This window comes from Micromonospora sp. ANENR4, from assembly GCF_015354395.1.
GTDB lineage: Bacteria > Actinomycetota > Actinomycetes > Mycobacteriales > Micromonosporaceae > Micromonospora > Micromonospora aurantiaca.
Genome location: NZ_JADKYQ010000006.1, coordinates 101,642 through 122,662, shown reverse-complemented (window position 1 = coordinate 122,662; position 21,021 = coordinate 101,642). Strand labels below are relative to the sequence as shown.

17 protein-coding genes are annotated in these 21,021 nt (G+C 72.7%); 7 read left to right on the top strand and 10 right to left on the bottom strand.

Annotation, left to right across the window (positions count from 1 at the left end; all coding sequences use genetic code 11):
• Window positions 1-17: 17 nt before the first annotated feature.
• The 8 genes from IRY44_RS12275 to IRY44_RS12240 form a co-directional block, all read right to left on the bottom strand.
• Window positions 18-689 (bottom strand): BON domain-containing protein, encoded by a 672-nt coding sequence (locus IRY44_RS12275; protein ID WP_194800527.1) that lies wholly within the window; start codon window positions 687-689, stop codon window positions 18-20.
• A gap of 135 nt (window positions 690-824) precedes the next feature.
• Complete coding sequence (locus tag IRY44_RS12270; RefSeq protein WP_194800526.1) at window positions 825-2,333, bottom strand: S1C family serine protease; 1,509 nt, start codon at window positions 2,331-2,333, stop codon at window positions 825-827.
• Between the two features lie 62 nt (window positions 2,334-2,395).
• Entirely contained in the window at window positions 2,396-3,952 is a 1,557-nt protein-coding gene (locus tag IRY44_RS12265) for a cell wall metabolism sensor histidine kinase WalK (protein WP_194800525.1), read from the bottom strand.
• Window positions 3,949-4,650, bottom strand: a complete 702-nt coding sequence (locus IRY44_RS12260) for a response regulator transcription factor (protein ID WP_043328553.1) — start codon at window positions 4,648-4,650, stop codon at window positions 3,949-3,951. Before IRY44_RS12260 ends, IRY44_RS12265 begins: the two co-directional genes overlap by 4 nt.
• A 64-nt stretch (window positions 4,651-4,714) precedes the next feature.
• A complete protein-coding gene (locus IRY44_RS12255) occupies window positions 4,715-5,335 on the bottom strand; it encodes a PadR family transcriptional regulator (protein WP_194800524.1) in 621 nt (206 codons plus the stop codon).
• Window positions 5,332-6,162 (bottom strand): DUF4097 family beta strand repeat-containing protein, encoded by an 831-nt coding sequence (locus IRY44_RS12250; protein WP_194800523.1) that lies wholly within the window; start codon window positions 6,160-6,162, stop codon window positions 5,332-5,334. Before IRY44_RS12250 ends, IRY44_RS12255 begins: the two co-directional genes overlap by 4 nt.
• A 131-nt stretch (window positions 6,163-6,293) precedes the next feature.
• Complete coding sequence (locus tag IRY44_RS12245) at window positions 6,294-7,169, bottom strand: 1-acyl-sn-glycerol-3-phosphate acyltransferase (RefSeq protein WP_281579842.1); 876 nt, start codon at window positions 7,167-7,169, stop codon at window positions 6,294-6,296.
• A complete protein-coding gene (locus IRY44_RS12240; protein ID WP_194800522.1) occupies window positions 7,166-7,942 on the bottom strand; it encodes a GNAT family N-acetyltransferase in 777 nt (258 codons plus the stop codon). Before IRY44_RS12240 ends, IRY44_RS12245 begins: the two co-directional genes overlap by 4 nt.
• Before the next feature lie 172 nt (window positions 7,943-8,114).
• Between IRY44_RS12240 and IRY44_RS12235 the strand changes: the two genes are divergently transcribed.
• The 5 genes from IRY44_RS12235 to IRY44_RS12215 all read left to right on the top strand — a co-directional run bounded on the left by IRY44_RS12235 (window position 8,115) and on the right by IRY44_RS12215 (window position 14,922).
• Complete coding sequence (locus tag IRY44_RS12235; protein WP_194800721.1) at window positions 8,115-8,771, top strand: hypothetical protein; 657 nt, start codon at window positions 8,115-8,117, stop codon at window positions 8,769-8,771.
• A 137-nt stretch (window positions 8,772-8,908) separates the two neighbouring features.
• Window positions 8,909-9,850: an ABC transporter ATP-binding protein gene (locus IRY44_RS12230; RefSeq protein WP_370584921.1), complete on the top strand. Its 942-nt coding sequence runs from the start codon at window positions 8,909-8,911 to the stop codon at window positions 9,848-9,850.
• The gene (locus IRY44_RS12225) at window positions 9,847-10,674 is read left to right on the top strand and encodes an ABC transporter permease (protein ID WP_194800520.1); all 828 of its coding nucleotides are present in this window, start codon (window positions 9,847-9,849) and stop codon (window positions 10,672-10,674) included. Before IRY44_RS12230 ends, IRY44_RS12225 begins: the two co-directional genes overlap by 4 nt.
• 258 nt (window positions 10,675-10,932) lie before the next feature.
• Window positions 10,933-14,676, top strand: coding sequence for a multifunctional oxoglutarate decarboxylase/oxoglutarate dehydrogenase thiamine pyrophosphate-binding subunit/dihydrolipoyllysine-residue succinyltransferase subunit (locus IRY44_RS12220; RefSeq protein WP_194800519.1), 3,744 nt, complete (start codon window positions 10,933-10,935; stop codon window positions 14,674-14,676).
• Between the two features lie 66 nt (window positions 14,677-14,742).
• Window positions 14,743-14,922 carry a DUF6104 family protein gene (locus IRY44_RS12215; protein WP_194800518.1) on the top strand — a complete coding sequence of 60 codons (180 nt, stop codon included), beginning with the start codon at window positions 14,743-14,745 and terminating at the stop codon, window positions 14,920-14,922.
• 6 nt (window positions 14,923-14,928) lie between these two features.
• Here the strand turns inward: IRY44_RS12215 and IRY44_RS12210 are convergent, their stop codons facing one another.
• Both IRY44_RS12210 and IRY44_RS12205 read right to left on the bottom strand, forming a co-directional pair.
• A complete protein-coding gene (locus tag IRY44_RS12210) occupies window positions 14,929-17,166 on the bottom strand; it encodes a bifunctional polysaccharide deacetylase/glycosyltransferase family 2 protein (RefSeq protein ID WP_194800517.1) in 2,238 nt (745 codons plus the stop codon).
• Window positions 17,159-17,695 carry a hypothetical protein gene (locus IRY44_RS12205; protein WP_194800516.1) on the bottom strand — a complete coding sequence of 179 codons (537 nt, stop codon included), beginning with the start codon at window positions 17,693-17,695 and terminating at the stop codon, window positions 17,159-17,161. Before IRY44_RS12205 ends, IRY44_RS12210 begins: the two co-directional genes overlap by 8 nt.
• 102 nt (window positions 17,696-17,797) lie before the next feature.
• Here IRY44_RS12205 and pta point away from each other — a divergent pair, with 102 nt between their 5' ends.
• Both pta and IRY44_RS12195 read left to right on the top strand, forming a co-directional pair.
• Entirely contained in the window at window positions 17,798-19,864 is a 2,067-nt protein-coding gene (gene pta / locus IRY44_RS12200) for a phosphate acetyltransferase (RefSeq protein WP_194800515.1), read from the top strand.
• Window positions 19,861-20,973: an acetate/propionate family kinase gene (locus IRY44_RS12195; RefSeq protein WP_194800514.1), complete on the top strand. Its 1,113-nt coding sequence runs from the start codon at window positions 19,861-19,863 to the stop codon at window positions 20,971-20,973. Before pta ends, IRY44_RS12195 begins: the two co-directional genes overlap by 4 nt.
• Window positions 20,974-21,021 lie beyond the last annotated feature (48 nt).

The window sequence follows — 21,021 nt, the reverse complement described above, 5'->3', positions numbered from 1 at the left end:
CGGTAAACGACGGGCGGTCAGCCGGACACCACGATCCCGACGTGCACCTCCCGTACGCCGGGCAGCGCCCAGGCGGCCCGTTCCGCGTCCTCGCGCTGCCACCAGGCGCTCACCACGCCGTCGAGCACCACCGTGTCGCCGTCGACCCGGGCGTCGATCCGCTCGGTCCCGGTACGCCGCAGCAGCAGGGCGCGCAGGTCGAGTCGCCTCTGCTCGTCACTCGGCGGCGTCGGGGGCCGCACCTCGACCAGGTTCGTCAGCCCGCGTACGCCGCGCAGCCGGCGCAGCTCCCGCTCGGCGGTACGGCGCTGGAAGCCGAACTCGACCTCGCCGCGCAGCATGATCCAGCCGTCGGCGACGGTCACGTCCAGCCGCTCGGCGGGCACGAAGCTGTCCCACTCCAGCGCCCGGCTCGCCGCGATCGCGATGTCGGCGTCGGTACGCGAATCCGTGGCGGGCAGGTCGACCGCCAGGTCGCTGGCGACCGCCCGGACCCCGCGTACCCGGTGGGCGCAGCGCTCGGCGGCCCACCGCCGGGCGTAGCTGTCCACCTGGCCGGTGAGCGTCACGACGCCCCGCGAGACCGTCACGCCGATCTCGGTGGCCCGGGTCTGCGCGTCCCAGTCCAGTTCGGCGAGGACGTCGCGCTGGATCTGCTGGTCGGTACGCACGGCGGACGTGGTCGTCATGCCCCGAGCCTGCCGCCGGTACGGGTGAGGCGCGCTCACCCGCACCGGGTGAGAAACGAGGAGGGGCGGCGGGTGACGGAGCCAACCCCCTTGGCTCCGTCACCCGCCGCCCGGGAGGGAGGCAGGTCCTCGGGACTATGACGTCTCGGCGAGCGTCACGGTTGCGCGCTCGCTGGATCCGTTTCGCTTGTACTGCACCTCGACCCGGTCGCCGACCTTGCCGGCCTGCACGGCGCCGACCAGGTCGTTCGAGTCGTTGATCACCTTGTCGCCGAACTTGGTGATCACGTCGCCGCGCTGGAGCCCGGCCTTCTCGGCGGGGCTGCCGGGCGTGACGGCGGCGACGAGCGCCCCGCCGTCCTCGGCGCCGTTCACGCTCACCCCGAGCGAGGGGTGGCTGATCTTCTCGCCACGCTGGAGCTTCTCGGCCACGTTCTTGGCCTTGTTGCTCGGGATGGCGAAGCCCACGCCGATGTTTCCGGTGCTGCCCTGCCCGGCGGTGGCGATGGCGGTGTTGATGCCGATCACCTCGCCGCGGGTGTTGACGAGCGCGCCGCCGGAGTTGCCCGGGTTGATCGGGGCGTCGGTCTGGAGCAGACCGGAGATCGAGCTCGCGCCCTGCTGCGGGTTCTGCTGGCCACCCTCGCCCGCTTGGATGGTGCGGTCGCGGGCGCTGAGGATGCCGGCGGTCACCGAGCCCTGCAGGCCGAGCGGGCTGCCCAGGGCGAGCACCTGGTCACCGACCTGCATGGCGTCGCTGTCGCCGAACTTGGCCGCCTTCAGGTTGCTCACGCCACTGGCCTGGACCACCGCGAGGTCGGTCTTCGGGTCGGTGCCGACGATCTTCGCGGAGGCGCTCTTGCCGTCGGCGAAGACCACCCGCACGGTGTCGCCACCGGCGCCCGCGACGACGTGGTTGTTCGTGAGCACGAACCCGTCGGCGCTGAGGATCACCCCGGAGCCCTCACCGCTGTTCGTCATGATCGTGACGATGCTGTCCTGGACGGACGCCGCGATCTTGGGTAGGTCGGCGCTGTTGATCACCGGGGCGGCGGAGTAGGTGCGGGTGGGGCCGTCCCCGTCGAGCGCGAGGGCCAGCGCGCCACCGGCCACGCCGGAGCCGAACATCAGGGCCAGCGCCAGCGCGCCCGCGCCGACGAACTTCCCGGCCCGGCTGGGGCGGGCCGGCTGCTGCGGGCCCCACTGCGGCATCTGCTGCCCGGGCTGGTACGACTGGTAGCCCTGCTGCGTCTGGTACGGCTGCGCCTGGTACGTCGGCACCGGCCCGCCGTGCTGGGTGGACGGGTAGCCGCCGGCGGTCTGCTGGTTCCAGCCGCCCTGCTGCTGCCCGTACCAGGGGTGCGGCTGCCCCGAGGCCGGGTACGGCGGCGCGGACGGTGTCGCCGGCTGCGGCGGGTACGGCCCGGCGGGCGCGGCGTCTCCGGCGCTGCCGGCCGGGTTCGTGTGCCCGGCGGGTGTGCCGGTTCCGGCGGCCGGGGAGTCGGCCGGAACCGACGCGGGGGCCGGGGTGCTGGAGGAGTCCGACGTCCCGCTCTCGACGCGGGGCAGCTCGGCGGTGTGGTGCGACGGCTCGGCGTCGGCGGGGGCCGGCGACCGCTGCGGATCGGTCTCGTGGTCGGTCATGTCACCAGCTTTCCCCGTAGCACTGTCACCAGCCTGGAATCCGCCTGGAAGTTTTCTGAATGTCACTCCCCGGACTCGGGCTCCTCGGGCAGCAGCGGCAGCTTCACCCGGAACGTCGCCCCGCCGCCCGGCGTCTCCGCCACCTCGACGCTGCCGTGGTGCGCGGCGACGAGCGCGGCCACGATGGCCAGGCCGAGGCCGGTGCTGATCGGCCCGCCGGCCCGGCGGGTACGGGCGGCGTCCACCCGGTAGAACCGCTCGAAGACCCGTTCGGCCTGCTCCGGGGTGAGGCCGGGACCGGTGTCCGCCACCTCCACCACGGCGAGGTTGCCCGCCTCGGCCCGTAGCCGCAGCGTCACCGAGGCGTCCGGCGGCGTGTGGGTGAGCGCGTTCGTCATCAGGTTGCCGATCACCTGGCGCAGGCGCGCGTCGTCGCCGAGAACCACCAGCGGCCCGGCGCCCGGTTCCCGCTCCAGCTCGATCCGCCGGTCCGGGGCGATCACCCGGGCCGCCTCCACCGCGTCGGACGCCAGCACCGGCAGCTCGACCGGGGCCAGCGCGATCGGCCGTTCCCGGTCCATCCGCGCCAGCAGCAGCAGATCCTCCACCAGCAGACCCATCCGGGACGCCTCGTCCTCGATGCGGCGCAGCAGGTCGGCGGTCTGCTCCGGCGCCCGCGCCGCACCCTGGCGGTACAGCTCGGCGAAGCCCCTGATGGTGGTCAGCGGCGTGCGCAGCTCGTGCGAGGCGTCGGCGATGAACTGCCGCATCCGCTCCTCGGACCGGCGGGCCCGTGCCTCCGACGCCTGCGCGTACGCGGCGGCGTCCCGCGCGCCCATCTCGGCGCTGCGCGCCGCCGCCTCGGAGGCGGCCCGCGCGGTGAACGCGGCCTCGATCTGCGCGAGCATGGCGTTGAGCGCCCGGGACAGGCGGCCCAGCTCGGAGGTCGGGCACGACCGCCCCTCCTCGGGGTCGGGCACCCGCCGGGTCAGGTCGCCGCCGGCGATGGCGGCCGCCGTACGCTCTATCTCCACCAGCGGCTTCAGGCTGGTACGGACGATCCCGGCGCCGACCGACGCCAGCGAGATCAGCACCGCACCCCCGACCAGGAGGTCTATCCACACCAGCCGCCCGACTGCGGAGTCGACGCCGGTGAGGTGCTGCCCGAGCGCGATGATCCGCCCGTCGGGCAGGGCGGTGTAGAGCATCCGCCACCGGCTGCGGCCGTCCTCGGAGCGCACGGTGAACGGCTTGCCCACCCGATCCTGGTAGCCCGCGTAGTCGACGGGGAACCGGGGCAGTTCCTCCTCGCGCAGGCCCTCGTAGCGCGTCGGCTCCTCCGGCAACTCGCCGGGCGCCATGACGGACGCCACGTAGTCCGACGGAATGGTGATCTTGATCGGGCCGCCGCCGGCCTTGTCGAGCGTGTTGGCCACCGTGTACGCGCCGCCACGGAGCTGGTCGTCCGCCTGCCCGATCAGATAGTTCCGCAGCAGGAACGCCGTCAGGCCGCTGATCACGACGAGCGCCACGGCCACGAGTGCGAGGACGGCGGCGACGAGCTTCAGCCGGAGCGGGACGCTGCGCAGCCTGCCCTTCGCGTCGTCGACGACGTTCACGCCGCCGGCTTGCGTAGCACGTAACCAACTCCCCGGAGCGTGTGGATCAGCCGGGGCTGGGTGTTGTCGACCTTGCGCCGCAGGTAGGAGATGTAGGACTCGACGATGTTGTCGTCACCGCGGAAGTCGTAGTTCCAGACGTGGTCGAGGATCTGCGCCTTGCTGAGCACCCGGTTGGCGTTGAGCATCAGGTAGCGCAGCAGCTTGAACTCGGTCGGCGACAGCTGCACGCGCTGGCCGGCCCGGTGCACCTCGTGGGTCTCCTCGTCCAGTTCCAGGTCGGCGAAGGTGAGGCGGGAGGGGGTCTGGTCGCCGGTCGCGGTACGCCGCAGCACGGCCCGGATCCGGGCGGTCAGCTCCTCCAGGCTGAACGGCTTGGTGACGTAGTCGTCGCCGCCCAGGGTGAGCCCACGGATCTTGTCGTCGGTGGCGTCCCGCGCGGTCAGGAAGACCACCGGGGTACGCGTACCGCCCTCGCGCAGCATCCGGATGACCTCGAAGCCGTCCAGGTCGGGCAGCATCACGTCGAGCACCACCAGATCGGGCCGGTGGTCCTTGGCGGCGTTCAGGGCGGCGCTGCCGCTGGTCGCGGTGGCCACGTCGAAGCCCGCGAAACGCAGGCTCGCGGAGAGCAGTTCGAGGATGTTGGGATCGTCCTCGACGACGAGAAGCCGTGCCTCGGTCTGGGTAGCCGCCATGTCACCCATCATCCGCGCTGCGGCTGCGGCCACGCTGGGCGCTCCCTGGAAACAACCTGTGAGATCAGCGGAGCAGCCGCCGGAGCCCTTCCAGCGCGCCGTCGAGCAGCCGGATCGCGGTACGGAGCTGGTTGTCGCTCAGCCGCCGGGCCCGGACGAGCGCACCGACCTCGACTGTGAACGCGGCCAGCCGCCTGTCGAAGTCGGCGAGCAGCGGCGAGTCGTCCGGACGGGCCGCGCCCTCGCCGGTCGCCGGACGGGCGGTGGCGGACGCCGCCCAGCCGCCCTGCCGGGTCTGCCGGGCCACCTCGCGCAGTTCCCGCTTCAGGTCGCGCACCGATCCGCGTACCTCGGTGCGGATCTCCCCGGCCAGCGCGGAGAGATCCTCGACGGCGGCGCCGATGTCGTTCTCCAGCGTCGACAGCTCGTCGGCGCGCTGGCGCAGTTCGGCGCGGCCCGCCTCGGTGATCTCGTAGACCTTGCGCCCGCCCGCGGCGGTGTGCGTGACCAGCCCCTCCGCCTCCAGCCGTTGCAGGCGCGGGTAGATGGTGCCGGCGCTCGGTGCGTACAGGCCGAGGAAGCGCTCCTCCAGCAGGCGGATCAGCTCGTAGCCGTGCTTCGGGCCGTCGTCGAGCAGCTTCAGCAGGTAGAGCCGGAGCCGGCCGTGGCTGAACACCGCGGTCACGGCACGTCCTCCACATGGTCGGCGGGCGCGACCGGGCGGGCGAGCAGCGCGATGCTGCCGGAGGTCGCGGAGGCCCAGAGCCTACCCGCACCGCCGCCGAGCACACCGTGGCTGTCCTTGATCGAGCCGAGCCCGCGTCCACCGCTGTCCACCTGGGGAAAGCCGCTGGTGATCTTGCCGGACGTGGTGTGCAGGTGCACTGTGAGGTCGCTGTCCTCGCGGACCCGGACGGTGATGCTGCCGGAGATGGCGCTGAGCCGGATCTCGCTGCCGCGCGGGTTGTCCAGGTCGCAGGTGATCGAGCCAGAGACGGCGTGGGCGCGGACCCGGTCGGGCGCGCTGTCGGCGAGGATCAGCTCACCGGAGACCGTCTCCAGGTCCAGGTCGCCGCCGATGCCGAGCGCCTCGACCGGCCCGGAGATGACCTTCGCGCTGGTGCGTCCCCGCAGCCCGCGCAGCGTGACCTGCCCGGAGGTCACGTCGACCCGGGTCTCCCGGCGCAGCCCGGAGGCGACGAGCGCGCCGCTGACCACCGACAGGGTGGCGAGCACGTCCGGCGGAACCGCTACCGACACCTCGGCCCGGATCCGGTTGCCGAACCAGGAGAAGATGCCGAACAGGCCGGGCTTGCGCTTGTGCCGGATCGTCAGCCGCCCGTCGCGGACCTCGACGAGGAGCGGCCGGCTGCTGACCCGGGTCACGTCCACCCGGACCGGACCGTCGGCGCCGACCACGTTGAGCCGGCCGCTGATCAGTTCGGCGTCGAGCCGGGTGATCGGCTCGTCCACGGTGATCCGCTGCGGGCTCTCGACCGTCCAGTTGGCCATGACACGCTCCCCTCGTCGGCGTGCCGACCCACGGCACACCCGGTGTTGCGAGGAGCATAACGCGATACATCGCGACTGAACAAGACACTATCGCGACTGTGTCGCGTCCCTGACGGCCGCAGGTCAGGCTGTCAGGTCGAGCGGTGGCGCGAGCAGGGGTCGAGGGCCGGATGGACGGCGGCCTCGGCGATCCGGGCCAGCGACCTGCGGTCCGCGCCCTCGGCCGGGTGCAGCGCGGCGCTCACCGTCACCGACGCGGTCAGGTCCCGGGCGGCGAGCACCCGGCGTCCCGACGCCCAGAGCGTCTCCGCACCGAGGAAGGCGGGCAGGGTGCTCGGATCACCCGCGTACCGGTAGCCGATGCGCAGCGGCACCACCGGAGCGCCCGCCGCCACGGCGGCCTGGAACATCGCCGGGCGGAAGCCGCGGCTCGGGCGGCAGTCCGTCGCGGCGCCGCACCAGGTCGTACCCTCCGGGAACACCGCCACCGACCGCCCGGACCGCAGCGCGCCGGCCACCCGCGCGACGGTGGCCGGCAGGTCACGCGGCCGGGACCGGTCCACGAAGACGGTGCCCGCCGCGGCGGCCAGCGCGCCGACCAGCGGCCAGCTCCGGACCTCGCGCTTCGCCACCATCCGGACCGGCGACACGGCGAGCACCGCCAGGACGTCCAGCCAGGAGACGTGGTTGGCGACCAGCAGCGCACGCCCGCGCGGCACCCGGCCGCGGACCAGCAGCCGGACCCCGAGGGTACGCAGCGTCCACCGCGCCCAGCCCCGCAACGCGGCCCGGCCCCGGGCGGCGGACAGCAGCGGCAGCAGCACGGTCAGGCCCGCCCCGGCCAGCAGCATGCCGAGTACGCCGAGCAGCCGTCCCGCCCGGCGCAGCCGCGACACGTCCGGGGCGGCGAGCGGCGGAAGGCAGTCCGGCCCGCAGCCGGAGGTGGGCCGCCACAGGCCCTCCCCGGCACCCGGACCGGCCACCCACGGCTCGGCGGCGGCGGTCACGACCCGGCCTCGCCGAGGAAGTGCCGCAGGTAGCGCGGGTTCATCCGGTCCAGCGAGAACAACACGTAGAAGTCGGCGCAGCCGAAGTCCGCGTCGTACCCGGGCTCGCCGGCCACCCAGGCGCCCAGCCGCAGGTAGCCGCGCAGCAGCGGCGGCACGAGCGCCCGCCGTTGCGCCGGGTTGAGCGCGGCGAGGTCGGCGGCCGGCGCCTCGGCGAACCAGGGCCGGCGCGGGGTGACCCGCAGCAGCGGCGGGGCGAGGTGCCGGGCGGTGACCTCGGCCCACACCTGCGCGGCGGCGGTCCCGCCGTCGGCGACCGGCACCGAGGCGCAGCCGCCGAGCCAGCGGGCGCCGCGCAGGTGCAGGTAGCGGCAGATCCCGGCCCACATCAGGTTGATCACCGCGCCGGTGCGGTGATCGGGGTGGACGCAGGAGCGGCCCGCCTCGACCAGGTGGTCGCGGAGCGGGGCCAGCGGGCTCAGGTCGAACTCGGCGTCGGCGTACCGGCGGTCGGTGCGGCCGGGCGGCAGCAGCCGGTACGTGCCGACGACCTCGCCGGTGCCCTCGCGCAGCACCACCAAGTGGTCGCAGTACGCGTCGAACCCGTCGGTGTCGAGCCCGGTGGCGGCGGTCGGCAGGGTGGCGCCGAGTTCGCCGGCGAACACCTCGTGGCGCAGGCGTTGCGCGGCCGCGACCAGTGTCGGGTCGTCGGCGATCAGCAGGGTGTAACCGCTGGTCGTGAGCGGTGCGCCAGCGGCGTGCAGAACGGCCATGACTCCTGTGTAGGTGCCCCGGGTTGCCGCCGGACGGGATGAGGGGTGTCGATCCGGTGAACGCCGGTCGGCGGCGGCGTGCGAACCGGGACGGCCGGGACGGGACCGGCGTGTGCGAGGCTGCCGGGCGGACCGCCGCGACGGCGCCGGCGGAGGGAACCCGGAGGTGCACATGCTGGTCGAGGCCCGCTTCCAGGGGCCGGACGGCTCCGGCAACGGCGGCTGGAGCGCCGGCATCTTCGCCGCGCTGATCGACGACCGGGGGCCGGTGGAGGTCACCCTGCGCCGGCCGCCGCCGCTGGACACGCCGCTGACCGCCGCCGACGGCGAGGTACGCGACCCGGACGGTCACCTGATCGCCCAGGTGCGCCGGATCGAGCCGGTCGACGCGGTGGTGCCGCCGGTGGACCCGGCGACGGCGGAGCAGGCCGCGCGGGCGTACCCCGGTCTGGCCGACCACCCGTTCCCCCGCTGCTACGTCTGCGGCCCGGCGAACCCGGACGGGCTGCGGATCTTCCCCGGCCGGCTGCCGGACGGGCGGACCGCCGCGCCGTTCCGCGCGCCGGCCGAGGTGGTGCCCGCGACGGTGTGGGCGGCGCTGGACTGCCCGGGCGGCTGGGCGGTGCTCGCGCCCGGCCGGCCGTACGTGCTGGGGCGGATCGCCGCGCAGGTCACGGCGCTGCCACGGCCCGGCGACGAGTGCGTGGTGACCGGCGTCGCGGTCGGTTCCGAGGGACGCCGGGCCGAGGTGCACACCAGCCTGTACGGTGCGGACGGCGCGCTCCTCGGCCGTGCCCGGGCGACCTGGGTGGCGCTGCCGGCCCGGTGATCTCCTCCCTGAGGAGGACGGCGCGTACGCGTCCCGCCTGATTGACCCCCTTGCGCCGGGTTGGAAGGCTGTTGCCGGGTGCCCCCGCAACGGCGCCCCACCGGCGCGCGACGAGCCCGCCGGGGCAGGAGAGGAGAATGATGTCCGACGGGCAGCCACGCCCCAGTGCCGGGACCGGCCAGATCATCGTGTCCGGCCTGACCAAGCAATACAAGAACGTCCGCGCGGTGGACAACCTGTCGTTCACCGTCGAGCCGGGCCGGGTCACCGGCTTCCTCGGCCCGAACGGCGCCGGTAAGACGACCACGCTGCGCATGCTGCTCAACCTGGTGACGCCGAGCGCCGGCACGGCCACCATCGGTGGCAGCCGGTACGCCGACCTGCCCGACCCGCTGCGTACGGTCGGCGCGGTGCTGGAGGCGTCCAGCGCGCACAAGGGCCGCACCGGCATCAACCACCTGCGGGTGATCTGCGCTGCGGCGGGCCTGCCGAAGGAGCGCGCCGACGAGGCGCTGGCGCTGGTCGGGCTCACGCCCGCCGCCAAGCGCAAGTTCAAGGGCTACTCGCTCGGCATGAAGCAGCGGCTCGGCATCGCCGCAGCGATGCTCGGCAACCCGCAGGTGCTGATCCTGGACGAGCCGGCGAACGGCCTGGACCCGGAGGGCATCCGCTGGATGCGCGGCTTCCTCAAGGGGCTCGCCGCCGAGGGACGGACGGTGCTGGTCTCCAGCCACCTGCTCTCCGAGATGCAGCTGCTCGCCGACGACGTGGTGATCATCGCGGCCGGCAAGCTGGTCCGGCAGGGCCCGGTCGACCAGGTGATGGCGTCGATGACGCACGACGTGCGGGTGCGGGTGCGCACCCCGCAGGCCGACGAGCTGGTCGCGGCGCTGCGCGAGCAGTCGGCCACCGTCGACACCGACCCGCACGGCGCGCTGCTGGTGACCGGCGTGGACGCGCCGACCGTGGGCCGGGTCGCGCTGGCCGCCAAGGTGGAGCTGCACGAGCTGACCACCGAGCGCCCCGACCTCGAAGGGGTCTTCCTGGAGCTGACGGCCGGAAAGGCGGAGATCCGATGACGCTGGTCCGATCCGAACTGCTCAAGATCCGTACCACCAGCACCTGGTGGATCTTCGGGCTGATCAGCCTGGCGCTGTGGGCGCTCACGCTGTTCTTCAACTGGTTGCAGACCGAGGCGCTGGCCGGCGGGGACTTCGGCGAGGTACCGGCCGAGCAGTCCGACCAGTTGCAGGCCATCTCGGCCGCCGACAACCTGGCGGCCAACCTCTACACCAACGGCCAGTTCTTCGGCCTGCTCATCGTGCTGCTGCTCGGCATCGTGGTGGTGACCAGCGAGTTCTTCCACCAGACGGTGACCACCACGTTCCTCACCGCACCGCACCGCACCGCGGTGATGCTGGCCAAGCTGGCCGCGGCCGGCGTGCTGGCGCTGCTGTTCTGGCTCGTCACCACTGTGCTGAACCTGATCATCTCGCCGCTGATCCTCAACTCGGTGGACGTCGGCTCGCAGCTCGGCAGCGGGGCGATCTGGCGGGCGATCGCGCTCAACGGCCTGGCCTACCTGCTCTGGTCGGTGCTCGGCGTCGGGCTCGGCGTGCTGATCCGCAGCCAGATCGGCGCCACCGTGACCGGCATCCTGTTCTACCTGGGTGGCGCGATCGGTGCGGCGATCGTGCTGAGCCTGCTCGCCTCGCGGTACGGCGACTGGATCAACAAGCTCCAGCTGCTGGTCCCGTCGCTGGCCTCCGGGCTCATGGTGGGCGGCGACACCGACATCCCGGGCAACCCGCCGCAGTGGGCGGGCGCGCTGGTGCTGATCGGGTACGCGGTGGTGGCCGGCGCGATCGGCGTGGCCACGATCCGCAAGCGCGACATCTCCTGACCTCGCGGTCAGGCCGGGCCCCGGCCGGTGACACCCGTCACCGGCCGGGGCCTTCGCCGTCTAGCAGGAGTCGGCGGATCACGCAGCGTTTGCCGAACTTCTGGCATCTTCTGTGAAACGGACCACCAGCCGGAGGCGAGAATGCCTGGGCGCAGCGCACGGCGTAGCCTTGGCATCGGTTTACCCAGTGTCGGCAACCGGGGGTCACCGGGGGCCACCGTGACATTCACAACCGCGTGAAAGAGGCGATTAGCGGCCGTGTCGACCCAGCAGACTTCGCAGGAGAACCCACTGGCGGGTTTCGGCCCGAACGAGTGGATCGTCGAGGAGATGTACCAGCGTTACCTCGCCGACCCCTCGAGCGTCGATTCGGCCTGGCACGACTTCTTCGCCGACTACCGGCCGGCCCCGGGCGCCGCCACGCCGCGCCCGGACGGGCAGGCCAAGCCGGCCGCGAAGCCGGAGCCGGCCGAGCAGCAGGAAGCAGTGGCCACGGTCAAGGAGCAGCCCGCCAAGGCGGAGCCGAAGGCCGCCCCCAAGGCCGCGGCCGCCCCGGCCAAGCCCGCCGCCAAGCCGGCGGCGAAGGCGCCTGAGCCGGCCAAGAAGTCCGCCCCGGCCAAGCCGGCCGCCAAGGCGCCGACCGCGAGCGCCGCGGGCACCACGCCGCTGCGCGGCGTCGCCGCCAAGATCGTGCAGAACATGGACGCGTCGCTGTCGGTCCCGACCGCCACGAGCGTGCGCGCCGTCCCGGCCAAGCTGCTCGTCGACAACCGCATCGTGATCAACAACCACCTGACCCGCGGTCGCGGTGGCAAGGTCAGCTTCACCCACCTGATCGGTTACGCGCTGGTCCGCGCGGTCGTCGAGCACCCGGAGATGAACAACTCCTTCGCCGAGGTCGACGGCAAGCCGGCGATGGTCCGCCCGGAGCACGTCAACCTGGGCATCGCGATCGACCTGGTCAAGCCGGACGGCTCGCGGAACCTGGTGGTGCCGTCCATCAAGGGCTGCGAGCAGATGGACTTCCGGCAGTTCTGGCAGGCGTACGAGGACGTGGTCCGGCGCGCCCGCCGCAACGAGCTGACCATGGAGGACTACTCCGGCACCACGATCTCGCTCACCAACCCGGGCGGCATCGGCACTGTGCACTCGATCCCGCGCCTGATGCAGGGGCAGAGCGCCATCATCGGCGTCGGCGCGATGGAATACCCGGCCCCCTACCAGGGCATGAGCGAGGCCACCCTGGCCGAGAACGCGGTCAGCAAGGTCATCACGCTGACCAGCACGTACGACCACCGGATCATCCAGGGCGCGCAGTCCGGCGAGTTCCTGAAGGTCATGCACGAGCTACTGCTCGGCGAGCGCGGCTTCTACGACGACATCTTCACCTCGCTGCGGATCCCGTACGAGCCGGTGCGCTGGATGCGCGACGTGGCAGTCGACAGCGAAGGTCAGATCAACAAGACCGCGCGGGTGCACGAGCTGATCCACGCGTACCGGGTCCGCGGCCACCTGATGGCCGACACCGACCCGCTGGAGTTCAAGATCCGCAAGCACCCGGACCTGGACGTCCTCCAGCACGGGCTCACGCTGTGGGACCTCGACCGCGTCTTCCCGGTCAACGGCTTCGCCGGCCAGCAGCGGATGAAGCTGCGCTCGATCCTCGGCGTGCTGCGCGACTCGTACTGCCGCCGCGTCGGCATCGAGTACATGCACATCCAGGACCCGGAGGAGCGCCGCTGGATCCAGGAGCGGGTCGAGCGCAAGTACGAGAAGCCCAGCTCCGACGAGCAGAAGCACGTGCTGAACCGGCTCAACGCCGCCGAGGCGTTCGAGACGTTCCTGCAGACCAAGTACGTCGGCCAGAAGCGCTTCTCGCTGGAGGGTGGCGAGTCGCTGATCCCGCTGCTCGGTGAGGTGCTGGAGTGCTCCGCCGAGGCCGGGCTGGACGAGGTCGTCATCGGCATGGCCCACCGCGGCCGGCTCAACGTGCTGGCGAACATCGTCGGCAAGCCGTACGAGAAGATCTTCTCCGAGTTCGAGGGGCACCTCGACCCGCGGTCCACGCAGGGCTCGGGCGACGTGAAGTACCACCTCGGCCAGAACGGCAAGTTCACCACCCCGGACGGCGAGCACGCGGTCAAGGTGTCGGTGGTGGCGAACCCGTCGCACCTGGAGGCCGTGGACCCGGTGCTGGAGGGCATCGTCCGGGCCAAGCAGGACCGGATCGACCTCAAGCTGGAGGGCTACACGGTGCTGCCGCTGGCGGTGCACGGTGACGCCGCCTTCGCCGGCCAGGGCGTGGTCGCCGAGACGCTCAACCTCTCCCAGCTGCGCGGCTACCGCACCGGCGGCACCGTGCACGTGGTCGTCAACAACCAGGTCGGCTTCACCACCGCACCGGAGTACAGCCGGTCCAGCCTCTACAGCACCGACGTGGCCCGGATGATCCAGGCGCCGATCTTCCACGTGAACGGCGACGACCCGGAGGCAGTGGTCCGGGTGGCCCGGCTCGCGTTCGAGTACCGGCAGGCGTTCAACAAGGACGTCGTGATCGACATGGTCTGCTACCGCCGGCGCGGGCACAACGAGGGTGACGACCCGTCGATGTCCAACCCGGAGATGTACAAGATCATCGACTCGAAGCGGTCCGTCCGGAAGCTCTACACCGAGGAGCTGATCGGGCGCGGCGACATCACCGTGGAGGACGCGGAGGAGCTTCTGCGTGACTACCAGGGGCAGCTGGAGCGGGTCTTCAAGGCCACCCGGGACGCCGCGACCACGCCGCGTCAGCTCAGCCGCCCGGCGCGGGAGGAGGAGCCGGAGCCGCAGGTCGACACCGCCACCGACGCCTCGGTGGTCAAGGCGATCGGCGAGGCGCACGTCAACCTGCCGGAGGGCTTCACCCCGCACAAGCGGATCCAGCAGCTGCTGGAGCGGCGCCGCAAGATGTCCGTCGAGGGCGGCATCGACTGGGGCTTCGCCGAGATCATCGCGTTCGGCACGCTGCTGCACGACGGCGTCACCGTCCGGCTCGCCGGGCAGGACTCGCGCCGCGGCACGTTCGTCCAGCGGCACGCCTCGGTGGTCGACGCCAAGACCGGCGAGGACTACCTGCCGCTGATGTCGCTCACCGCCGACGGCGAGCGGTCGCGCTTCTTCGTCCACGACTCGCTGCTCTCCGAGTACGCGGCCATGGGCTTCGAGTACGGCTACTCGGTGGAGAACATCAACGCGCTGGTGGCCTGGGAGGCCCAGTTCGGTGACTTCGTCAACGGCGCCCAGTCGGTGATCGACGAGTTCATCTCGTCCGGCGAGGTGAAGTGGGGCCAGCGCTCGGCGGTGACGCTGCTGCTGCCGCACGGCCACGAGGGCCAGGGCCCGGACCACACGTCCGGCCGCCCGGAGCGGTTCCTGCAGCTCTGCGCCGAGGACAACATGCGGGTGGCCATCCCGACCACCCCGGCGAACTACTTCCACCTGCTGCGCCGCCAGGCCCTGTCGCCCAAGCGCAAGCCGCTGGTGGTGTTCACGCCGAAGTCGCTGCTGCGGCACAAGCTGTGCGTGTCGCCGGTGGAGGACTTCACCACCGGGACGTTCCAGCCGGTGCTGGCCGACACCGCGGCTCCGGCGCCGGAGCAGGTGAAGCGGGTGCTGCTCTGCTCGGGCAAGGTCTACTACGACCTGTTCCAGGCCCGGCAGGAGCGGGGCGTGACCGACACCGCGATCATCCGGATGGAGCAGCTCTACCCGCTGCCCGTCGAGGAGGTCCGGGCCGCGCTCGCGCAGTACCCGAACGCCGAGGACTTCGCCTGGGTCCAGGAGGAGCCGGCCAACCAGGGCGCCTGGTCGTTCGTCGCGCTCAACCTGCTGGAGCACCTGCCCGAGGTCCGGCTGCGCCGCATCTCCCGGCCGGCCGCCGCCGCGCCGGCGGTGGGCTCGGCGAAGATGCACGAGGTCGAGCAGAACGCGCTGATCGAGGCGGCTCTCCCCCGCCCGTGACACCACCGGCAGCGGCCCGTCCCGACCCGGGGCGGGCCGCTGCCGTACGACGACGAGAGGAAAACCGTGTACTTCACCGACCGTGGCATCGAGGAACTGGTCGAGCGCCGGGGTGACGAGCAGGTCAGCCTGGAGTGGCTGGGCGAGCGGCTGCGCGACTTCGTCGACCTGAACCCGGAGTTCGAGACCCCGATCGAGCGGTTCGCCACCTGGCTGGCCCGTCTCGACGACCCGGACGAGGACTGACGGGCGTCAGCCGGTCGCGCCCCGCCCGGCGACCCGGAGGTCTCCGGTGCGCCGCAGCTTCTGCCAGCCCAGCCGGCCGCCGGTCAGCGCGGTGCCGACCGCCTGGAGCAGCACCAGGTACATCACCTGCCGGTAGACGAACTGCTGCAACGGCAGCACCCAGAGCACGCCGAGCTTCTCCCGGTCCAGCCGGAAGGCCAGTACCGCGGTGAGGAACTGGAGCGCGAGCATCGCCAGCCAGGCCACCACCGTGTCGCTGCGGTCCAGGAAGATCAGCCCGTAGATCGCGAGCAGGTCGATCACCGGGGCGGCCAGCGGCAGCAGCACGCCGAACAGCATCAGGAACGACAGGGACCGGCGGCCGAACCGGCCCGACGGGCCGCTCTCGATCACCGAGCGCCGGTGCTTCCACATCGCCTGCATGGTGCCGTAGCTCCACCGGTACCGCTGCTTCCACAACTGGCCGATGGTGGCCGGCGCCTCGGTCCAGGCGCGGGCGCTCTCCTCGTACACGATGTGCCAGCCGGCGCGGCCGATGGCGATGGTGACGTCGGTGTCCTCGGCCAGCGTGTCGTCGGTCAGGCCGCCCACCTGCTCCAGCGCCTGGCGCCGGAACGCGCCGATCGCGCCGGGGACGGTGGGCATGCAGCGCAGCGTCTCGTAGAGGCGGCGGTCGAGGTTGAAGCCGATGACGTACTCGATGTGCTGCCACTTGGCGATCAGGCCGCGCCGGTTGCCGACCTTGACGTTGCCGGCGACCACGCCGACGCGGGGGTCGGCGAACGGCTGGACCAGCCGGCGGACCGAGTCCGGCTCGAAGATCGTGTCGCCGTCGACCATGACGATCAGGTCGTGCCGGGCCAGCGCGACGCCGGTGTTGAGCGCGCTCGGCTTGCCGCCGTTGGGCTTGCGGACGACCCGGACGTTCGGCAGGCGCAGCGCCGCGACGATGTCGGCGGTGCCGTCGGTCGAGCCGTCGTCGACCACCACCACCTCGATGCCGCCGGGGTGGTCACCCAGGGCGAGCGAGCGGACCGCCGCGGCGATGCCCTCCCGCTCGTTGTAAGCGGGCACGATCACCGAGACCGGTCCGGTGACCGGCGGACCCCACGACCAGTCGCGGCGACGGCGGCGGCGGGCGTGCCGTGGGGCCAGGACGAACAGCAGCAGGGTCCGGCCGATCGTGAGCACCCCGACGAGCACGAAGAAGGCGCCGAGCACCCCGAACATGCCGTCGGCGACGCGGACCGCGCCGACCAGGACGTGGCCCCGCAACCGCTCGTCGAGCGTGGCCTGCGTGTGCCCGCCCACCGGGCCCGAGACGCCCGCAGCCGCGAACGTCTGGTTGAGTCCCTCGCTCACAGTGGTGAAGCGGTATCCGCGCTCGAGCAACGCCGGGATGTAGCGGTCCAGCGCGGCCACGGTGCCGGACCGGTCGCCGCCCGCGTCGTGCCAGAGCGCGATCGTGCCGGCCGTCCCGTCCGGCGTGGCGCTGGCGACCATCTCGTCGACCGGGGGCAGCTCCCAGTCCCGGCTGTCGACGTCGTTGACGACGGTGAGGTAGCCCAGCTCGCCGGCCTGCCGCAGCATCGGCCAGTCCCGGTCCGTGTAGGCGTCGGCGCGGGACGAGTACGGGAAGCGCAGCAGCGACGTCCGGACACCTGTGGTGCTGGCGATGGCGAGCTGCGTCTGTGCGTACTCCAGTTCGCGCCGCCACTCCGGCAGCGCGGCGAGGTCGGGATGGGTGAACGTGTGCACGCCCAGCTCGTGCCCCTCGGCCACCAGCCGGCGGGTCACCTCCGGGTTTCTGACGACCTGCGAGCCGATCACGAAGAAGGTGCCCTTCACCTGGTACTTGTCCAGGACGCGCAGCACCTCCGGCGTCCACCGCGGGTCGGGCCCGTCGTCGAAGGTGAGCGCGACGGTGCGCGGCGGCAGGTGGTGCGACTGGGTGCGGCCCTCCGCGCCGACGTTGACGATCGGGCCACCCCCGATCACCGAGCTGGGCACCTCCCGCTGGCTGCCGGGCGTCACCCGGTTGTCGGGTACGAACGCGGCGTTCGTGTACGCCTCGACGACCAGCAGGCCGCCCAGGACGACCACGACCATGATGACCAGGGCCCAGCTCGGCCGGGGCAGGAGACGCCGGCCCCGGAACCGGCGCCGGCCGGCGATGCGGCGGGCGTCCAGGACGACGGTGGGCTGATCACCTGTCGAGGGGCGGCCGGGCCCCTCGTCACTCATCGGTGGGCGCGGCGGGCGCGACAGGCTCGGCGGGCGGGTCGACGACGGACGGCGGGTCGACAGCGGGCGGCGGTGGCACCTCGGCGGTGGGAGCGGTGGGCGGCGCGGTGAGGGTCGGCGCCTGGGTGGCCGGCGGCGCGGTGGGGGCGGGCCGGGTCGGCCGTTGGTACCGAGGGCTCGGCGGGACCGTGGCGTCAGGGGTGACGGAGGTGGCCGGCACCCGCACCGGAGCGGTTCGGACGTCGGTGGGCGCGTCCGGCGTGGGCCCGGTCACCGCGGGCGCGGGCGACGCCGGCGCGTCCGGCGACGGCAGCCGCTGCTCGCTGGTCGGCTCGACGAACGGGATGACGCTGTCCGGGGTGATCGGCCCACCGGCGAAGCTGGCTCCGACCATGACCGTGTAGATCACGCCGGCCGCGCCGGCGCAGTAGGCGAGACGGCGAAGCCGCCGACGTCGCCGCCCGCTCGGATCGACGAAGACGGGGGGCGATTCCGGTACGACGGGAATCAGTGCGGTCGGGCCATCCACGCGGCCAAGTGTAGATGCGAAAAATCCCCACCTTCTCCACCGGGCAGCCGGTGTGACCAGGCAGAACAGGTAACACTGACCTCGATCTTGTAGGTTGGTGCCGTGGCGCGCAGCGTATACCTGACCGGCGTTGGTTCGGGCGGGGGAAAATCAACTGTGGCACTCGGGCTGGCCGAGCTGTTGTCCCGGCAGGTGGAACGGATAGGCGCGTTCCGGCCGCTCGTCGCCGGTGACGGCACCGACCCGATCCTCGCCCTGCTCACCGAGCGGTACCGGATGGATCTGCCGGTCGACGAGCTGTACGGCGCGACGTACGCCGAGGCGAGCGCGCTCGTCGCGGACGGCCGCCGGGAGGAGCTGATCTCCCGGATCGTCACCCGCTACCGGGAGGTCGAGCGCCGCTGCCCGGCGATAGTGGTGGTCGGCAGCGACTTCGCCTACGGCGACGGCACCGGCCCCCGTGAGCTGGCCTTCAACGCCCGGCTGGCGACCGAGTTCGGCAGCGTCGTGGTACCCGTGGTGGACGGGTTCGGGCAGGAGCCCGACGCGATCGCGGCGGCGCTGCGCGGCGCGTACCACGATCTGGTCGACCTCGGCGCGACGGTGATCGCGGCGCTGGCCAACCGCGTGCCGGAGCCGATGACGCTGCCCGAGCTGCCGGTGCCCGCGTACGCGATCCCAGAGGTGCCGACCGTGTCGGCGCCGACGGTGGCCGAGGTGGCGGCGGCGCTGCGCGGCACGGTGCTCACCGGCGACGAGACCGCGCTCGACCGCGACGTGCTCGACTACGTGGTGGGCGCGGCGCACGTGCCGACGCTGCTGGACCACCTCACCGACGGGGCGCTGGTGATCACCCCGGGCGACCGCGCGGACCTGCTGGTGGCGGCCGGCGCCGCGCACGTCGCCGGGCAGGTGTCGCTGGCCGGGCTGGTGCTCACCCTCGGCGAACAGCCCGACCCGCGCGCCATGCGCCTGGTCGAGCGGATGAACACCGGGCTGCCCGTGCTGTCGGTGCCCAGCGACAGCTACGACACGGTCTCCGCGTCCAGCCGCATCGAGGGCCGCCCCAGCACCGCCAACCCGCGCAAGGTCGAGGCCGCGCTCGGCGCGTTCGAACGCTGCGTGGACACCGACGACCTGGCCCGTCGGCTGCGGGTCAGCCGGTCCGCACGGGTCACCCCGCTGATGTTCGAGAACGACCTGATCGACAGGGCCCGCGCCCGGCGCCGCCGGCTGGTGCTGCCCGAGGGCGCGGACGAGCGGATCCTGCGCGCGACCGAGGTGCTGCTGCGCCGGGGCGTCGCGGAAATCACCCTGCTCGGCCGCCCGGACGAGATCGCCCGGCGGACCCGGGAACTGGGCGTCGACCTCGGGGACGCCCAGGTCGTCGACCCGGTGACCAGCCCGTGGCGGGACGAGTTCGCCGATGCGTACGCGCAGTTGCGCGCCCACCGCGGCGTCACCGTGGAGCTGGCGCACGACATCGTGGCGCAGCCCAACTACTTCGGCACGATGATGGTGCAGACCGGTCACGCCGACGGCATGGTCTCCGGCGCCACCCACACCACAGCCGCCACCATCCGCCCGGCCTTCGAGATCATCCGGACCGTGCCGGGCGTCTCCGTCGCCTCCAGCGTCTTCTTCATGCTGCTCGCCGACCGGGTGCTGGTGTACGGGGACTGCGCCGTCAACCCCGACCCGGACGCCGACCAGCTCGCCGACATCGCCATCTCGTCGGCCGACACGGCGGCCCGGTTCGGCATCGAGCCGCGGGTGGCGATGCTGTCGTACTCCACCGGCAGCTCCGGCGCGGGCGCCGACGTGGAGAAGGTCGCGGCGGCCACCAAGCTGGTCCGGGAACGCCGGCCCGACCTGCTCGTCGAGGGCCCGATCCAGTACGACGCGGCGATCGACCCGCAGGTGGCGGCCACCAAGCTGCCGGACAGCCCGGTCGCGGGGCGGGCCACGGTGTTCATCTTCCCGGACCTGAACACCGGCAACAACACGTACAAGGCGGTGCAGCGGTCCGCCGGGGCGGTGGCGGTCGGGCCGGTCATGCAGGGCCTGCGGCGGCCGGTAAACGACCTGTCCCGCGGCGCCACCGTGCCCGACATCGTCAACACGGTGGCGATCACCGCCATCCAGGCCGCCGCGGAGGCGTCGGAATGAGCCGCATCCTGGTCCTCAACAGCGGATCCTCGTCGGTCAAGTACCGGCTGTACGACGGCGACGACGTCCTGGACAAGGGCACCGTCGAGCGGATCGGCGAACCCGGCGGCGGGCCGGCCGACCACGAGAGCGCGGTCCGGGAGATCATCGGCCGGCTCGACCTGACCGGGCTGTCCGGCGTCGGCCACCGGGTGGTGCACGGCGGGCGGAAGTTCAGCGCGCCGGTACGCATCGACGACGCGGTCGTCACCGCGATCGAGGACCTGGTGCCGCTGGCGCCGCTGCACAACCCGGCCAACCTGGCCGGCATCCGGGTCGCGCTGGAGGCGCTGCCGGACACCCCACAGGTGGCGGTCTTCGACACCGCGTTCCACCACACGCTGCCCGAGGCCGCCGCCACGTACGCGATCGACAAGGCCACCGCCGAGCGGTACGGCGTCCGCCGGTACGGCTTCCACGGCACCTCGCACGCGTACGTCTCGCGTCGTGTCGCCGACCTGCTCGACCGCCCGTACGACGAGCTGAACACGATCACCCTGCACCTGGGCAACGGGGCGAGCGCGTGCGCCGTCCAGGGTGGGCGCAGCGTGGCCACCTCGATGGGCATGTCCCCGCTGGAAGGCCTGGTGATGGGCACCCGCAGCGGCGACCTCGACCCGACAGTCATCTTCCACCTGCGCCGCGAGGGCGGCATGGTGGTGGACGACATCGACGACCTGCTCAACCACCGCAGCGGCCTGCTCGGGCTGACCGGCGCCAACGACATGCGGGAGGTGCTGGCCCGCCGCGACGCCGGTGACCCGGACGCGACGCTGGCGTTCGACGTCTACTGCCGCCGGATCACCGGTTACGTGGGGGCGTACTACGCGCTGCTCGGCCGGGTCGACGCGATCGCGTTCACCGCCGGGGTCGGCGAGCACGCCGCTCCGGTGCGGGCGGCGTCGCTGGCCGGGTTGGAGCGGCTGGGCGTCACGGTCGACCCGGCGCGCAACGACGGCCACGGCGACCGGGTCGTCTCCCCGGACGGCGCGGAGGTCGCGGTGCTCGTGGTCGGCACCGACGAGGAGCGGGAGATCGCCCGCGAGACCCGTGAGGTGCTGGGCGTCTGACCGCGTGCGTCCCGGCCTCTTCGCGCGGACCGGGCCGGCCGGGAGCAA

Bases quoted from the DNA above. Each gene is read 5' to 3' on its own strand.
- IRY44_RS12275 (WP_194800527.1), bottom strand. From the start codon at position 689: ATGACGACCACGTCCGCCGTGCGTACCGACCAGCAGATCCAGCGCGAC.
- IRY44_RS12270 (WP_194800526.1), bottom strand. From the start codon at position 2,333: ATGACCGACCACGAGACCGATCCGCAGCGGTCGCCGGCCCCCGCCGAC.
- IRY44_RS12260 (WP_043328553.1), bottom strand. From the start codon at position 4,650: ATGGCGGCTACCCAGACCGAGGCACGGCTTCTCGTCGTCGAGGACGAT.
- IRY44_RS12250 (WP_194800523.1), bottom strand. From the start codon at position 6,162: ATGGCCAACTGGACGGTCGAGAGCCCGCAGCGGATCACCGTGGACGAG.
- IRY44_RS12240 (WP_194800522.1), bottom strand. From the start codon at position 7,942: ATGGCCGTTCTGCACGCCGCTGGCGCACCGCTCACGACCAGCGGTTAC.
- IRY44_RS12235 (WP_194800721.1), top strand. From the start codon at position 8,115: ATGCTGGTCGAGGCCCGCTTCCAGGGGCCGGACGGCTCCGGCAACGGC.
- IRY44_RS12230 (WP_370584921.1), top strand. From the start codon at position 8,909: ATGATGTCCGACGGGCAGCCACGCCCCAGTGCCGGGACCGGCCAGATC.
- IRY44_RS12225 (WP_194800520.1), top strand. From the start codon at position 9,847: ATGACGCTGGTCCGATCCGAACTGCTCAAGATCCGTACCACCAGCACC.
- IRY44_RS12210 (WP_194800517.1), bottom strand. From the start codon at position 17,166: ATGAGTGACGAGGGGCCCGGCCGCCCCTCGACAGGTGATCAGCCCACC.
- IRY44_RS12195 (WP_194800514.1), top strand. From the start codon at position 19,861: ATGAGCCGCATCCTGGTCCTCAACAGCGGATCCTCGTCGGTCAAGTAC.